We start from the raw sequence: 15259 nt of genomic DNA, 5'->3' as shown, positions 1-15259 counted from the left end.
AATTACCCACGGCGGCAGGCCGCCGCGGGGACCCGGTTATTTTAATCCTCGACCGGGCAGAGCCCGGTCTCCGGCAAGGTTTTGCCTTCGGCAAAATGCTTGGAATCGAAATTGACCACATCAAATTCGAAACCCGGCAGCGCCTTCCGCCTCTTTTACATTGATCTGGAACGTATTCCGTCCCGCCACACTGTGGTCAATTTCGATGGCATAGTCGATCTCGATCTCTCCGCCCCGGTCGGTCAGTTCAGAGAGCAGGTGGCGGGTATTCACCCCGATGGTCATGGCGCCGTAGGGGGTGTTGTACATAGACATGTGCCGCCGCCCCTCCTGGAACACCATCTGGGAGTTGAACTCCCCCACCCGCATGAGGGTGATCCGCTCCGGCTCGATTTGGAAGGTGGTCAGCGTGCCCTCCAGGCCGGTGAGCTCGCTCTCCTGATAGGACAGGGTATAGCTGTTCCCCTCCCGCTCCAGGCGGCCCGCGGTCACCAGCTCCATGGTGTCCGGGTCGGCGTTCTCGTACCGCTGGACCCCCTTGATGGAAATGATCACGTCCTTCTCCAATGAAACCCCTCCAGGCTGCTGCTGTTGTTCCCCACCGCTATCATGGGATAGAAAATGGGCTGTGGTATTATACACTGGAACCCCGGCTTCTGTAAAGAGGGGGTGGGTGGTTTTGTTGGATTTCAGGCTCCCTCCCACGAGATTCAGGCCAAGACGTGAGGCGGTGCGGCTCGCGGGCAGCGCACAAGCTATGCCTCAAAAGAAATCTGCCGTCCGCAGAGGGCGAATTACCTCCGCAAAATTATCCGCAAAGCTCCACCAGTGCCTGAATCAATCTGGAATTGCCGTCTCGCTTCTGAATCCCGATCCGATACCACCCCGGCCCCAGGCCGGAGTAGTTGGCGCAGTCCCGAATCAGAATGCTTTTCTCCCAAAGCAGCCGCTCCCCCAGGTCTGTGGGCCCCTGGAACAGAAGAAAGTTGGCGTGGCTGGGGCACACCCAGAGGCCCAGAGCCTCCAAAGCCAGGGCCAGCCGGACCCGCTCCTCCCGCAGAAAGGGAAGGCTCCGCTTCGGCCAGTCCGGGAAATCCCGCAAGGCACACTCCCCCGCCGCCTGGGCGGGGGAGGACACCGGCCAGGGTGAGCCCAGCCCCTCCATCCGCTCCAGAAGGGCCCGGTCCCCGCACAGGCAGTATCCCAGCCGCAGGCCCGCCAGGGTGTAGCTCTTGGTGAGGGCCCGAAGGAGCAGCAGCCCGCCGCCTGTCAGCTGGGAGACCAGAGCGTTTGGGTCCTCCTCAGTCAATTCCAGAAAGCACTGGTCCACCGCCAGGAAGGTCCCCGCCGCCCGGCACCGGTCCAGAAGGGCCCGGAGAAGCTCCTGCTCCATCCGCCGCCCAGTGGGGTTGTTGGGATCGCAGAGAAACACCAGGTCCACCTCGGGGCGGACTGCATTCAAAATGTCCTCAGAAACCGTAAAGTCATTTTCCTTGTCGAGAAAAAATTCCTCGATCTCACAGCCGATCCCCTCCAATCCCCGGCGGTACTCGGAGAAGGTGGGAGCCAGCAGCAGGGCCCGCTTGGGCCGGAGGGCTCGCAGAAAGCGGTCGATCAGGTCGGAGGCCCCGTTTCCAAAGAGAAGGAGCTCCTCCGGCACCCCATCCCGCCGTGCGGCCGCCTGCCGGAGGGCCCGGCACTTGGGGTCTGGGTAGCGGTTCCAGTCCAGCACTGCCGCCCGAGCCGCCTCCAGCACTGCCGGGGGCGGGCCCATGGGATTCAAGCTAATGGAGAAGTCCAGCGCCGGGCGGTCCGCCCCGTACACGTCGCCTCCGTGGTCGTATCGGTGCATAGGAGTTCTCCTTTACAGCAAATTCAAGATCAGTCCGATCCCCGCCAAAAGCAGCAGGGTGAGCCCTTCTGTGGCGTACATCAGATGGCAGGCCCGGGAGATGTCCTCCGGCTCCACCGGCCGGACCGGGTCCCCCAAAGTGGGCTTGCGGACCATCTTTCCAAAATACTGGGCGTCCCCCGCCAGCTGCACCCCCAGCGCTCCGGCGCAGGCGGCCTCACTGTGGGCGGAGTTGGGGGAGGCGTGCTTTTTCCGGTCCCGCCAAAAAATCCGCCAGGCCCGCCGTCCGGAACATCCCGGGAGCAGGACCGCCCCCAGGCACATCAAAATTCCCGACAGCCGGGCGGGGACAAAATTCAGGACGTCGTCCAATTTGGCGGCGGCCGTGCCAAAATATTGGTACTTCGGGGTGCGGTAACCCACCATGGAATCCAGGGTACTCACCGCCTTGAAGGCCATGCCCAGGGGCAGGCCGCCCAAAAAGAGGAAGATCAGGGGGGAGATCACCCCGTCGCAGGTGTTCTCCGCCACCGTCTCCACCGCCGCTTTGGCCACCCCGCTCCCATCCAGGACCGAGGTGTCCCGGCCCACGATCCGGGAGACCGCCGCCCGAGCCCCCTCCAGGTCGCCGGATGTTAAGGGGGGGTACACCGCCATGGCCTCCACCTGCAGGTCCCGGGCGGACAGGAGCTGGAAGGAGAACCACACCTCCACCCCCCAGGCCAGCCAGGAGGAAACCATGCCACACAACTTGAGGAACAGGATGCTCCCTCCGCCGAACAGCACCGCCATCAGCAGGACCAGCGCCCCCCCGGCCGCCCGCTCTCCTGCGGGCGTCTTGGGAAACGCCCGGCGCAGGAACGGCTCCAGGGCAGAGATGGTCCGCCCCATCCACCGCACCGGGTGGGGCAGCCACCGGGGGTCCCCCAGAACCAAATCCAGGAGCACCGCCGGGAGAAGTACCGTAAAAAACCGCAGGGCCAGCAGGATCATAGCTCCTCCAGCAGGCGGAGCTCCAGGGGATTTTCCCGGACCTCCATGCGGAAACCGGAGCAGTTCTTGGGCTGCCACTGGTAGAAGGGACGCTTCGGGCGGCCGTAGGCCTCCAGCACCGCCATCCAGGTGCCCCCGTGGGCCACCACCGCCCCCCGCTGGATGCCCAGGGAGGCCGCCTGCTGGATCACCTCCTGGAACCCCCGGCGGCACCGGGCGTAAAACTCCGCCACCGACTCCCCGTTGGGGAGGGCAGCCGCCTGTTCTCCGCCCATCCAGGCCTGATAGGCCGGGTGGTCCTTAATTTCCGCCCAGGTCCTGCCCTCAAAGTCCCCGAAGTTGCACTCCCGCAGGTCAGGGATCTCCACCGGCTCCAGCTCCGGGAACAGGATCCGGGCCGTCTGCCGGCACCGGAGCATGGGGGAGATCCATAGGGCCTCCACCGGTGGCATGTCTTTCTGCTTCTCCCGGGCCAGGGCCTCCCCCTCCGGGGCCAGGGGCTGGTCGGTGATTCCGACGTATTGTTTTTTCAGATTGCCAGGCGTGATGCTGTGGCGCAGTAAGAGCAGTTCCATAAAAATTCCTTTTTCTCCGTTTAATTGTTTTCAGCAGGGTTCCGCCCTGCGGGGCGGGTTCCTTTTCCACGTGGAAAAGGAACCAAAAGACGCTGGGGGACGCCGCAGAGACGAACTTCGTTCGCCAATGACGGCTTACCCCCAGACCCCCTTTTTACGGGGCCGCCAATGAAGCGGCCTGGTTTATAAATCGCAAAGGCGCGGGTGGCTCAGCCGACACGCTGTCCCTCGTCTTCCGCTGCCGCTTCGTCGTCGCAAAGTCAGCTTGCCTCCGTTTCCGCCTAGCGGCGAAAACTGCGCCCGCTTCCTTGCTCCTCCTCTCCAACGCAAACCCACTCCGTTGGGCTTTGCGTTGGGGGCCGCCTTCGGCGGCCTGCATAAGCAGAGGTCGGAAGCTTGGCACTTCCCTATTGGAAAGCGCCTTTGTTGCGGTGGGGCTCAAGTGTGGCTCAGATTCATAAGGAACCTCCCCCTCGAAAATCTACTTTAACCGCATTGCGATTCCACAGTTTACCCGAAACACCGCCTCCGCCCGGGCGGCCAGGTCACAGCACAGCCGCCCCACTGCCTCCCGCCGGTCCCGGTCGGCCCGGTCCAGGGGGACCACGCCGCAGCCCACCTCCCGGCAGGCCACCACCTCCCGGCCCAGCAGGGCCTCCAGCGGAGGCAGAGGGTCCAGGGCCTCCAGCCCCCACAAGACCGGCGTTCCCTCCTCCGGCACGGAGGAGAGCTGTTCCGGGGCGTACCCCAGTTCTTCCCGAATAAACTTCCGCTTTCCGGCCTCCAGGCCGCCCACTACCAAAATCAAAGTAACACCTCCAGCCGCTGGGCCAGCACCAGACCGGCCAGGGATGAGAGCTCGCACAGCTGCAAAAACCACCCGGACAGGTCCCCGGTGGTGCCGCCGAACTCCCGCTTCGCCGTGCGCACATAGTAAATGAAGGACAGGTATCCCGCCCCCGCCGCCAGCAGAAGCCAGGGCTCCAGTGCCGCCAGGGCGGCCGCACACAGCAGGCTCCCCAGCAGCAGCCCCCAGCGGCCCGGCCGTCTCTGCGCCCCTCCGGTCACCGAGGCCAGCATGCCGCTTCCCCGGGCGTTAGGCAGGGACAGAGCCCCGAAAGCGGACAGGCACCGGCTGAACACCGGCAGGAGGACCAGCGCCCCCCACACCTCAAAATCCACCGGCTCCAGCTGGCACCAAAAGCCGAAGGTGACCAGGAGCAGGAGCACGCAGTGGATCACCGCAAAGGCCCCCACATTGGAGTCTTTCAGAATCTCCAGCTTCCGCTCACGGCTCTGGTGGGAGGCCCGGGCGTCGCACACGTCGCAGAAGCCGTCCAGGTGGATGCCCCCGGTCACCCAGATGGGCAGGGCGGTGAGCACCACCCCGGCCAAAACTGTGTGAAGGTTTAATACTTGCACCATCCACAGCCACAGCAGTTCAAAGATCCCCACCGCGATTCCCACCAGGGGGAAGGCATAGAGGGTGTACTTCCGGCTCTCACTCTCCCAGTCCAGGCGGGGCATGGGGATGCGGGAGTACAGGGCAAAGGCCATGCCCACGGTCCGCAGAATGTTCAAGCCCTCTCCCCCTTCCAGATCACCGGCAGCCCGCACACCACCTCCACCACCTGGTCCGCCCAGGCGGCCGCCTCCCGGTGGAGACGGGCCATCAGGTCCAGATAACATTCCGTCTCCCGGGGATAGGTCTCCCCATCCCGATGGAGGTCGTTGCTGATGACTACCAGGTGCTCCGACTGGGCCCGGACGGCCTGCAGGCCGTCTCGGATGCGGAGGAATGTCCCCTCCGGGTCCATATCTGATCCAGAAAACAGCTCGTTGGCGGCCAGATTGCCCAGGTCCTCCAGCAGGACGGTCCCGCTGGCGGGAAGGGGGCAGCCCGCCAGGTCTCTGGCCCGCTCCAGGGTGGAAAATCCCCTGCCCGTCCGCTGTTCCCGGTGCCTCCGGATGCGCGCCTCCGCCTCCGGGCCGAAGGGCTCCATGGTGGCCAGGTAGATCAGTTCCCCCGTCCGGGGCAGGGAGCAAACCAGCTTCTCCCCGTACTCACTCTTGCCGCTGGCCGCCCCGCCAAAGACGAGTGCAGTCATGGTACGGCCTCCGGCTCCACTTTGGCCGGGACCCGCTCCCCGTCGGGCCGGTAGGCCCCGATGCCCATTCCCCCGAAGGTGGACATATCCCGGTAGACGGACTGGGCCATATCCAGCAGGGGCATGAGGGCCACCGCCCCGGTGCCCTCCCCCAGGTGAAAGCTGCCGTGCAATACGGGCTCCAGCCCCAGGGCGGCCAGCAGGGCCTGTCCGCAGGGCTCCGAGGGCCAGTGGCTGGGCAGGAGCGCTTTTTCCGCATTGGGGCACAGCCGCACCGCCAGCAGAGCGGCGGCGGCCGAGATGGCCCCGTCCAGGATCACCGGGACCTGAGCGGCGGCACAGCCCAGATAAAATCCTGTCATCGCCGTAATGTCAAGTCCGCCCACCTTACAGAGAATGTCCACCGGATCGCCGGGGTCGGGCCGGTTGACCTCCAGGGCCCGCTCCACCGCACGGCGCTTGCGCGCCAGCCCTGCGTCCGACAATCCGGCCCCCCGGCCCACCGCCTCCTGGGGGGAGAGGTCCAGCAGAGCGCAGGCCACCGCCGCTGTGGTGGTGGTGTTGCCAATGCCCATCTCCCCGGCGGCCAGGAGGGTATACCCATCCTCCGCCAGCTCCCGGGCCAGGGAAAAGCCCACGGCCAGGGCCCGCTCCGCCGCCTCCCGTGGCATGGCCGGGCCCTCCGCCATGTTCCGGGTCCCCCCCTCCAGCACCACGCAGGGGCGCACGCCGGGAGGCGTGTCCCGCCGGACCATGCCCAGATCCACCGGGAACACCTGGGCCCCGGCGGTCCGGGCCATGTGGCACACGGAGGAGCGCCGCTCCCCCATGGTTTGGGCCACCGTCCAGGTGACCTCCTGCCCGGTCTGAGTGACCCCCTCGGCCACCACGCCGTTGTCGGCGCAGAACACCGCCACCGCCTTCCGGTCCAGGTCCAGATCCAGACTGCCGGTCACCCCGGCCATTCGGACCAGCAGGTCCTCCAGCCTGCCCAGACCGTGGAGGGGCTTGGCGATGGAGTCCCACCGGCGGCGGGCCGCCTCCATGGCCCCCTGGTCCGCCGGAGGAATGGAAGATATCTGTTGTGAAAGCTGGGTCCAGGTCATAGGGCGTTCCTCTCTTGATACTGTCTGCACGCGGCCACGAACCGGGCCGCAAACTGGGGGTTGGAGGGAAAATACAGGTGGGGGAACCCGGCAAGGAGATCTCCTTGCCCAACTATACAGTTCCAGCCCTCTCCCCCGTTGGGCCGCCGGGCCCGGCACAGCTCCCCGTTCCGGGAGCAGTCCCATCGGTGGAACTCGTGGGCGGCCACGGTCTCCCCCTGCTTCAGATAGGGGGAATCCTTCTGGGCGGTGAGGGTCACATATCCAAACCGCTGGAGACGGGACGTTTTGAACCCAGCCCCGTCCAGCACCCCGGCCATGGGCCAGGGGGTTCCCTCCCCGTCCTCCAGGGTGCTTTGCAGGTACAGGAAGCCGCCGCACTCGGCCAAGGTGGGCATGCCATCTAAAACGGCCCGGCGGACGGCCTCCTCCATGGGGCGGTTTTCGCTCAGGGCCCGGGCGTGGAGCTCCGGGTAGCCGCCCCCCAGATAGAGGCCGCAGGCCCCCTCCGGGAGGGCCCGGTCCCGGGTGGGCCGGAAGAAGGCCAGCCGGGCCCCCGCCCGGCGCAGCTCGTCCAGGTTGTCCTCGTAGTAAAAGCAGAAGGCCTCGTCCCGGGCCACGGCCACCAGGGGCCCATCCGGACCGTCCGGGAGGGGCGGCAGGGGCTCCGCCTCCAGCTCCGGAGCGGAGCGGGTCAGCGCGAAGATCCGGTCCAGGTCGGCGGTCTCCGCCAGCTGATCGGCCACCCGGTCCACCTTGGCGGACAGGTCCTCCACCTCGTCCGGGGTAAACAGCCCCAAGTGGCGGCTTGGGATGGAGCAGCCGGGCATCTGGGGCAGGTAGCCCAGCACCGGCAGGCCGGTCTCCCCCTGGATGGCGGGGGCCAGCAGCCCGGCCAGCCGCTGGGTGCAGCCGTTGAGGAGCACCCCGGCAATCTGGCAGGGAGTTCGGAAGGTCTGCACCCCCTTCACCAGGGCGGCCAGAGTGAGGGCCGTCCCCTGTGGGCGCACCGTCAGCAGGACGGGGGTCCGGGTGGCCTGGGCCATGCGCCAGCTGCTGGCCCGGTCGGTGTTCCCCTGGCCGTCATAAAAGCCCATGACCCCCTCCAACACCGCCAGGCCATGCCCCTGAGCGGCGGAAACCAGCCGGGAACGTACCTCCTCCTCCGAACTGAAAAACAGGTCCAGGTTCCGGCTGGGCACCCCCAAGACAGAGCGGTGGAACATGGGGTCGATGTAGTCGGGGCCGCATTTGAAGGCGCAGGGCGCAAGCCCCCGCCGCCGGGCCGCCCGGAGCAGGCCGCAGGCGAGGGTGGTCTTGCCGCTCCCGCTGGAGGGTGCGGCCACCATCAAACGCGGGATCGAATGTCCCTCCATCATGCAGCCCCCCTTCTCAAAATACCGCGGCTTTTATTATATCGGAATCATAGGGAAAAAGCAACTTTGTTTGCTTCTCTCGTCCGCTCTCCCACCTCCACGCAAGACCGCCGGTACCCTTTCGTCAGCGCGGTCCTCCCCGTCCTGCGCGGAAAAGAAATTTTCTTCACAAATTCTCTTATTTTATGACAAAAGAGAAAATAAAAGCCGCAAGTCTTGCATCATCCAGCAATTCCTGCTACAATACAACAAACCGCCTTTTTGTCTTTTGAACAAAGGGCCGTTGACCCTGGCCTCCGGGCCAACCGTATGGAGGCATTTCATGATGATTGAGGAACTTCAAACGCCCCGCCCCCGGGATGACCGTCCGTCTCCTCCCCGGCGCGGCGGCGGAGGCTGGACCGGCAAGCTGGCCCTGGTATTCTCCCTGTTGGCGCTGGCCATCTCCTGCGCGGTCCTGTACCTGACCGTATTTCACAAGGAGCCCGAGCCCGAGTACATTACCTACCGAGACCAGCAACTGCTGGTGGTGGAGGGGCTGGACAAAAACACTTACGACCCCGAGGCCTTTACCACGGACAGCCAGGGCTGGGTCCAGTATGAGAAAGACGGCCAGCGGGCCGCTCTGGGGATTGACGTCTCGGTCTATCAGGGGGAAATCGACTGGCAGGCAGTGGCCGGCTCCGGCATTGACTTTGCCATGATCCGGGTGGGCTACCGTGGGTACTCCCAGGGGACTCTCCAGCTGGACGAGCGGTTCCAGGCCAATATGGAGGGCGCGCTGGAGGCCGGACTGGATGTGGGCGTCTACTTCTTCTCTCAGGCCACCACCGTGGCAGAGGCGGAGGAGGAGGCCGACTTTGTGCTGGAGGCCATCCGATCCTACCCCATCCGGTACCCAGTGGTCTTTGACTGGGAGTACATCACCACCGGCCAGGCCCGAACCGAGGGCATGGACGGCCAGGGGATCACCCAGTGCGCCGCCGCCTTCTGTGAGCTGGTGTCGGTGGCCGGGTACACCCCCATGGTCTACTTTAACCAGGACATGGGCTATCTGGTTTATGACCTGAAGTCGCTGGACTCCTCCCTCTTCTGGCTGGCGGAGTACGACAGCAAGCCGGACTTCTACTATGACTTTGACATGTGGCAGTACACCCACACCGGCACCGTGCCGGGCATCGAGGGCAGCGTGGATCTGAACCTGGCCTTTCGGGATTTTCCCATCTCCTCGTAAATGAAAGCAGCCATCAGCTTTTTTCTGCTGGTGGCTGCTTTTCTTTTACGCCTGCGTCCGCACGGCTCTGGTTTGACGAGCACGGGCGGCCTGTTACTTCCTCCTCAGGCGGGCGGCGGCGCCTCTCCCGGCCGCATCCGCCAGCTTTGTCCCGGTCCAGCCAGCCATAATTCCAATCACAGCGCCCGCCAAGACGTCGGTCGGATAATGGACGTACAGATAGAGCCTGGAAAACGCAATCAATACGGCCAGGATCAGGGAGGGAATCCAAAGCCTGTTTCCGCTGGCACAGAGGGCAGAAACGGCTGCAAAAGAGGCCCCGGTATGTCCTGACGGGAAGGAAAAGTCGTCCGGCCGGGCAATGAGAAGCTGCACCGCGGTGTTGATATCGCAGGGGCGCACCCGGGCAACCAGAGGTTTCAGCACCAGGTTGCAGCAGACCACCTCCAGCGCCAGGCCGGCCAGGACTGCCGCCCCAGCCTTTCGGTGCCTGGGCATCAGGAGGAAGCCGGCGGCAAGAACGATCCAGATCAGTCCGCCGTTGCCCAGGGCGGTAATGGCCGGCATCAGCAGGTCCAGCACAGGGGTCCGCAGGTTGGTCTGAATCCAGTCCAGAATGGAACTTTCCATAGAAAGCATGGTTGTCACCCGATTTCAGATAGTTTGTGAATCTGCCCAGACCCAGGATGCGGGAGCGCCCCACAGACGGGGCAGTCCGCATGAAATTCCCCTCAGCAAGTTCAACATGCAGTGTACCGTCCCGGCATAAACACCGGGGAAACGGGAGTTAAACAGAGTATAAAATACCGTTACTTTTGCGCCGCACAACGGCGCAAAAGTCCGCGCTTCGCCTTCCGGAAGCCTTGCACAGCAAGCCTTCCGGGGCATTTGACCCCATTCGAGGCGGGCGGCCGCCCCCTCGAGCTCCCCCGCCCTGCCTCAGGCGGATTTTACTCGGTACAGGTTTTTTGACAAACTGATGCGGCGAGAGCAAGCTCTCGCCGCATTTTCTATTGATCCGCCATAGAGACGGGCGCCGCCTCCGGCCCCGGGGGATCTCCACGGGCAATGGCTCATAGGGGACAAGCCCATGAGAAAGATCTGAATGGAACGTATGAGTTTCCTGGTCGCGATACATGGCGATTCCTCCTGTATTTTCAATTTGAAAATGGGCTCATCGCTCTTTTCGAGTACCAGGATAGCCGCTTTTTATGGGAGGAGCATGAGAGAAATATGAGCGTTTCTCACGCGTCCAGCCCGCCGTGCAGACATAAGAGGCAGATGAAAAAACTCATCTGCCTCTCACTGTTCTCTCATTTTCAAGGGATAGGATAGAGGCATCCAAGGCAGATACATCGGAAATGGAGTGAATGCAAGATGAATGTTTGTGCCCTGATCCCCTCTTATAACCCGGACGAGCGGCTGGTCTCCACGGCGGAAGATCTCCGGGCCTGCGGTTTCCGCCACATCATCGCGGTGGATGACGGCAGCCGGCCGGACTGCCAGCCGTATTTTCAGGCGCTCGAGCGGATGGACTGCAAGGTGGTCCGCCTGCCCCAGAACAGCGGAAAGGGCGAGGCGCTGAAGCTGGGGTTTCTCGCCTTTCTCACCCAAGGCTGGGCGGACGCAGGCGTGGTCACAGTGGACGGAGACGGCCAGCACAGCGGGCGGGACGCCCTCCGGTGCGCCGGTGCGCTGCTCCGGAATCCCCGGGCGCTGATTCTGGGGGGCCGGGATTTCTCCGGCTCCCAGGTGCCGGCCAGGAGCAAAAGCGGAAACCGGACCATGACATTTCTATTGAACCGGCTGTGCGGAATCCCCCTGCGGGACACCCAGACCGGACTGAGGGCCATCCCCGCCTCATGCCTGGCGGCCTTCTCCGGCATCTCCGGCGGCCGCTATGAGTTCGAAACCAATATGCTCCTCTACTGCAAACGGCACCACATCCCCATGGTGGAAATCCCCATCTCCACCATCTACATCGACGACAACGCCGGCTCCCACTACCACCCGGTGCGGGACTCCGTGCGCATTGGGTGGACCCTCTGCCGCTACTTTCTCACCTCCGCGGCGAGCTTCCTGGCCGGACTGCTGATGTTCGGATACTTCATGCTGTGCGCCCCCTACGTCCCCATCTCGCCGCTGCCCTGGCTCTGGCTGGGGCTGGCCGCCTCCTGCCTGGCGTCCGGGGTCATCGGTTTCTCCGCCCACCGCACAGACGCCTCCCAATCAGAAGTGGACGTACAGCGGGAGTGGACCCGCTACGCCGCTGTGACCGGCCTGCAGTACCTGCTGGGCGGCCTGCTTCTGAGCCTCCTGAATACCGCACTCCCCGCGGTCCCCCTGCTGGCGGCAAAGGCGGCGGCGGACTGTATTCTGTTCCCCTGTTTCTCCCGCCTTCAGGACCATGTCGCATTTTCCCAGGCGCTTGCCGAGGTGAGGCAGGTACCTGTTTTCAAATAGTGCCCGCCCTGTAAACCGCACATCGGCATATACGAACGGCGGCTCCTGGCACGCCAGGAGCCGCCTGTATTTTGGAAATTATTCGGACCAGTCACCTGTCCGCGGGAGGACTACTTTGCCTCCAGCAGGCCCACCTGCTCCAGCAAAACCGCGTACTCCTCGTTCACGCCGGCAAGAAAGGCCTCAAACTCCTGCCGCCCCAGGTAGTCCATATCCCACCCGTATTTCTCACAGGTGTCCGCCCATTCCTGTGTCTGGACCAGCTTCTCCAGCGTCTCTTCCCAGAACTTCCGGGCCTCCTCGGGCATATCCTTGGGCCCAAAAATTCCCCGCCAGTTGTAAAAGGTCGCGTCGATCCCCTGCTCGACGCAGGTGGGCATCTCCGCCACAATGCCGCTGCCCACCCGCTGCTCCGCCGTGATCCCCAGCACGCGCACATCGCCGCTCTCCACCAGGCCGACCACGTCGCCGATTCCCGCCGAGACAATGTCCACATGCCCGCCCAGAAGCTGGGCCAGCACGCGTCCCCCCTCAAATCCGGCATACGAAATCTGGTCCAGCGACTCGATCCCGGCCGCCTGGGCCACCTTTAGAAACTGCACATGGTCCATGGACCCGGCCGAGGACGTCCCGCCTACCCGTACAGAAGCGGGGTCCTCCCGCAGCGCCTCCATCACCTGATTCAGATTCTGATAGGGGGAGTTGGCCGCCACAGCGAAGCACCCGTAGTCGGTAATCAGCTTTGCAATCAGCGTGGTATTCTCCTGGTAGCTCAGGGAGGTGCTCCCATTCAGATGGATCAGGCAGACCGGCGGGGAAAATACCGCCAGCACATTGTCCACGCCAGCCTGCTCATTCAAATAGTCCAGCGCGAGCCCTCCCCCGTCTCCGGGCCGGTTTGTGACGGGCAGCGGCACGTCCACAAGCCCCGTATCCCGCAGGCACTGCGCCACATTGCGGAGGGTCAGATCTGAGCCGCTCCGGACGCCGGCGGGGGCAACCAGCTCTACCGACTCCCTGGGATACGGCATCGCCGACTGGGAGGCGGCCCCCTGCCCCTGCCCGCAGCCGGAGGCAAGGGACAGGAGCAGCGCAGAGGCAAGGAGCATCCCCCCTGCCCTGCGAATCCAATTTCGATTCACAACCTCACCTCCCCGGCGCTTCGGCGGACAGCAGGCGGGCAACCGCCTCGGCCAGCGCCTCAAATTCCACGGGCTTTGTCAGGATCTCGTCGATCTGCCGCTCCGCGTGCAGACGGATGGCGCTGTCTCCCACCAGCCCGGTCACCAGAATCACCCGCAGGCTGTGATTCCGCTGCTTCATATGCTGCAAAAGCGCCGTTCCCCGCAGCTTCGGCATCGCCTCGTCCACGATCAGCAGATCCCACTGCCCCGGGTTCAACCTGAAGGCGTTCAGCGCCTCCTCCGGATCGGTAAAGGCGTCCACCTGATACCCCTGGTGGACCAGCCTGCGCTTGAAGTAGCGGACCACCCGAACTTCGTCGTCCACCAAAAGGACAGACCCCATTCCCGTGCGGCCGCTCCCGCTTTCCTCCTGGGCCGCTGCGGCGGGAAGCTGGCTTGTGACAGGCAGGTACACCAAAAAACGGCTGCCCCGGCCCACCGCGCTCTCCGCCTCGATGAAGCCGCCATGGCTGATCAGAATATTCTGCACCACAGACAGCCCCAGCCCGGTCCCGTCCCCCGCCGCCTTGGTGGTGAAAAACGGGTCAAAGATCCGGGAGAGCATCTCCGGAGGAATCCCGCAGCCGGTATCAGACACCTCAAGCCGGACAAACTCCCCCTCCGCCACCGGGTGGTACTGCTCCGGCAGCTGGTCCTGGAAAACCCGCCGGGTGGCCACCGTGAGCGTTCCCCCCGAGGCCTCCATGGCCTGATACGCGTTGGTGCACAGGTTCAGAAGCACCTGGTGGATCTGGGTGGCGCTGCCGTAGATATTGATGGGCCCGCTGTACGGCTTCACCACCAGACGGACGCTGGACGGGAGCAGCATCCGCACCATTTTCAGGGTGTCCCAAATGACAGCGTTGAGATTGACCACATTGTACTGGGTGGAGTCGGTCTCCCGCCGGCTGAAGGAAAGGATCTGATCCACGATCTCCTTGGCCCGGCCGCCCGCCTTATAGATCTCGTCGATGTCCTCATAGTATTCATTTTCCGGGCCCAGCTGCTGCTTCAGGAATTCGGAGTACCCCATGATCGGGGTCAGCAGATTGTTGAACTCATGGACGATCCCCCCGGCCAGGGCCCCGATGGTCTGCAGCTTCTGGTAGTGGCGCACCTGCTCCCGGCTCTCATGGAGCTCCTCCAGGGTGCGGTTCATGTCCCGGAGGTAGCGCGTCTCAATCTGCAGCTTCTGCCGGTTTTTCTGAAGTCCGTATATAATCAGAATGCTGGATGCGATCAGGACAAAAATGACCGTGACCAAAAACGCGAACCGGTTCAAGTTCTCATTGACCATACGGACCACCTGGGAATAGGGCATCACCGCGGAAATATACCAGGAGGTCCCGCTTAAATTCATCCGGGAGAAGGCGGAGATCTCCTCCCGCTCCGGGAGGATGCCGCCGGAGCAGGCGCGATAGATGGCGGCCCCCTCCTCCTGCTGGTACTGGAGTTGGAGCATGTCCCACAGGCTCTCGTATTCCGGCAGGGTGTCCAGACCCTGCATGTCCCGAAAATAGTTGAAGGTGAGCATCTCTGACTCCGGGTGCATGATGACCGTCCCCCGCTCATTCTTGACAATGATGTCCACCGTCCCCTGCAGCGGGGCCATGTACTGCTGATAGAGGGCGTCCATGTCCAGCACGGAGACAACCGCTCCCAGATAATCGCTCCCGTCCGTAATGCTGTTGACCATCGTGAGCCCATAGTGCTGCGGGCTGATTCGGAACGCGGAGCCGAGCCCCGTCTGACGTCCTTCCGCCAGCTGGTCCAGGTGGAGGACGGACTCGTCAAAGGACTCCAGGAAGGGGTACTGGTTATAGCGGAAAACCTCGTCCCCGTTTTGATCCAGCAGGTACAGCCGGGACACCCCCTGATTCTGGGAGAGCATGTAGGACAGGACGTACTCCTTGAGCCCCTTCTGGTCCCCGGTCTCATAATACGTATGGAACTGAGTCAAAAACCCGGGGGTCTGAGTCAGGATCTCCACATTCCGGAGCTGCTCGGAGAGGTAGAGGGACAGATTCTGGGACACCGCCCGGGCCGTGATCAGAAGGTGCTGCTGCTGTTGGGCGATTATCATCTGTGTGTATGCGTCATAGGTGTTATAGACCGCAAACAGCAGGGCGCTCAGCAGGCCGGCCAGCAGAGCCGCAATCAGCATCTTGGCCGTTTTCCCCCATCTGAATCTCATCACGCTCCGCCCCCTTTCTGCAAAATATCATACCACGCCGGAGCACAGAAAAAACATCATTAGGGTGCGCTCCGCCCCGGGAATGAAGGCGATGTCAATCATCTTCCCGTCCACGGTGAACACGCCCACCCCGGCGGCGGACTGCTCCCGGTAGGCCCGGAGGATCTTCTCCGC

General features: G+C 63.7%; 14 protein-coding genes. 2 read left to right on the top strand and 12 right to left on the bottom strand.

Annotated elements, in window-relative coordinates; translation table 11 throughout:
- Window positions 1–120 precede the first annotated feature (120 nt).
- The 9 genes from H6B31_RS05030 to H6B31_RS04990 all read right to left on the bottom strand — a co-directional run bounded on the left by H6B31_RS05030 (window position 121) and on the right by H6B31_RS04990 (window position 8010).
- Window positions 121–567 (bottom strand): YwiB family protein, encoded by a 447-nt coding sequence (locus H6B31_RS05030; RefSeq protein ID WP_204897505.1) that lies wholly within the window; start codon window positions 565–567, stop codon window positions 121–123.
- 241 nt (window positions 568–808) lie between these two features.
- Window positions 809–1852, bottom strand: coding sequence for a pyridoxal phosphate-dependent aminotransferase (locus tag H6B31_RS05025; RefSeq protein ID WP_204897504.1), 1044 nt, complete (start codon window positions 1850–1852; stop codon window positions 809–811).
- A 12-nt stretch (window positions 1853–1864) separates the two neighbouring features.
- Window positions 1865–2845, bottom strand: a complete 981-nt coding sequence (gene cbiB, locus H6B31_RS05020) for an adenosylcobinamide-phosphate synthase CbiB (protein ID WP_204897503.1) — start codon at window positions 2843–2845, stop codon at window positions 1865–1867.
- Entirely contained in the window at window positions 2842–3420 is a 579-nt protein-coding gene (locus H6B31_RS05015; RefSeq protein ID WP_204897502.1) for a histidine phosphatase family protein, read from the bottom strand. The genes cbiB and H6B31_RS05015 overlap by 4 nt, the downstream gene beginning before the upstream one ends.
- A 481-nt stretch (window positions 3421–3901) precedes the next feature.
- A complete protein-coding gene (locus tag H6B31_RS05010; protein WP_204897501.1) occupies window positions 3902–4228 on the bottom strand; it encodes a bifunctional adenosylcobinamide kinase/adenosylcobinamide-phosphate guanylyltransferase in 327 nt (108 codons plus the stop codon).
- Window positions 4225–5001, bottom strand: coding sequence for an adenosylcobinamide-GDP ribazoletransferase (locus tag H6B31_RS05005; RefSeq protein WP_243418855.1), 777 nt, complete (start codon window positions 4999–5001; stop codon window positions 4225–4227). Before H6B31_RS05005 ends, H6B31_RS05010 begins: the two co-directional genes overlap by 4 nt.
- Window positions 4998–5528 (bottom strand): bifunctional adenosylcobinamide kinase/adenosylcobinamide-phosphate guanylyltransferase, encoded by a 531-nt coding sequence (locus H6B31_RS05000; RefSeq protein ID WP_204897500.1) that lies wholly within the window; start codon window positions 5526–5528, stop codon window positions 4998–5000. The genes H6B31_RS05005 and H6B31_RS05000 overlap by 4 nt, the downstream gene beginning before the upstream one ends.
- Window positions 5525–6634, bottom strand: coding sequence for a nicotinate-nucleotide--dimethylbenzimidazole phosphoribosyltransferase (gene cobT, locus H6B31_RS04995; RefSeq protein WP_204897499.1), 1110 nt, complete (start codon window positions 6632–6634; stop codon window positions 5525–5527). The genes H6B31_RS05000 and cobT overlap by 4 nt, the downstream gene beginning before the upstream one ends.
- Entirely contained in the window at window positions 6631–8010 is a 1380-nt protein-coding gene (locus tag H6B31_RS04990; RefSeq protein WP_243418854.1) for a cobyrinic acid a,c-diamide synthase CobB, read from the bottom strand. The genes cobT and H6B31_RS04990 overlap by 4 nt, the downstream gene beginning before the upstream one ends.
- A gap of 322 nt (window positions 8011–8332) precedes the next feature.
- On the opposite strand from H6B31_RS04990, the gene H6B31_RS04985 reads away from it, so the two are divergent.
- Entirely contained in the window at window positions 8333–9244 is a 912-nt protein-coding gene (locus H6B31_RS04985; protein WP_204897498.1) for a glycoside hydrolase family 25 protein, read from the top strand.
- A 93-nt stretch (window positions 9245–9337) separates the two neighbouring features.
- Here the strand turns inward: H6B31_RS04985 and H6B31_RS04980 are convergent, their stop codons facing one another.
- The gene (locus tag H6B31_RS04980; RefSeq protein ID WP_204897497.1) at window positions 9338–9874 is read right to left on the bottom strand and encodes a phosphatase PAP2 family protein; all 537 of its coding nucleotides are present in this window, start codon (window positions 9872–9874) and stop codon (window positions 9338–9340) included.
- A gap of 747 nt (window positions 9875–10621) precedes the next feature.
- Here H6B31_RS04980 and H6B31_RS04975 point away from each other — a divergent pair.
- Window positions 10622–11707 carry a glycosyltransferase family 2 protein gene (locus H6B31_RS04975; RefSeq protein ID WP_204897496.1) on the top strand — a complete coding sequence of 362 codons (1086 nt, stop codon included), beginning with the start codon at window positions 10622–10624 and terminating at the stop codon, window positions 11705–11707.
- Between the two features lie 110 nt (window positions 11708–11817).
- Here H6B31_RS04975 and H6B31_RS04970 read toward each other — a convergent pair whose 3' ends face one another.
- Together H6B31_RS04970 and H6B31_RS04965 are read right to left on the bottom strand one after the other, a co-directional pair.
- Window positions 11818–12849: a tripartite tricarboxylate transporter substrate binding protein gene (locus H6B31_RS04970; RefSeq protein ID WP_346014038.1), complete on the bottom strand. Its 1032-nt coding sequence runs from the start codon at window positions 12847–12849 to the stop codon at window positions 11818–11820.
- 4 nt (window positions 12850–12853) lie between these two features.
- Window positions 12854–15085: a sensor histidine kinase gene (locus tag H6B31_RS04965; RefSeq protein ID WP_204897495.1), complete on the bottom strand. Its 2232-nt coding sequence runs from the start codon at window positions 15083–15085 to the stop codon at window positions 12854–12856.
- Between the last annotated feature and the right edge of the window lie 174 nt (window positions 15086–15259).

It is taken from the genome of Pseudoflavonifractor capillosus (assembly GCF_016899775.1).
Classification (GTDB): domain Bacteria; phylum Bacillota; class Clostridia; order Oscillospirales; family Oscillospiraceae; genus Lawsonibacter.
This window is presented reverse-complemented; position numbering and strand designations above follow the sequence as displayed.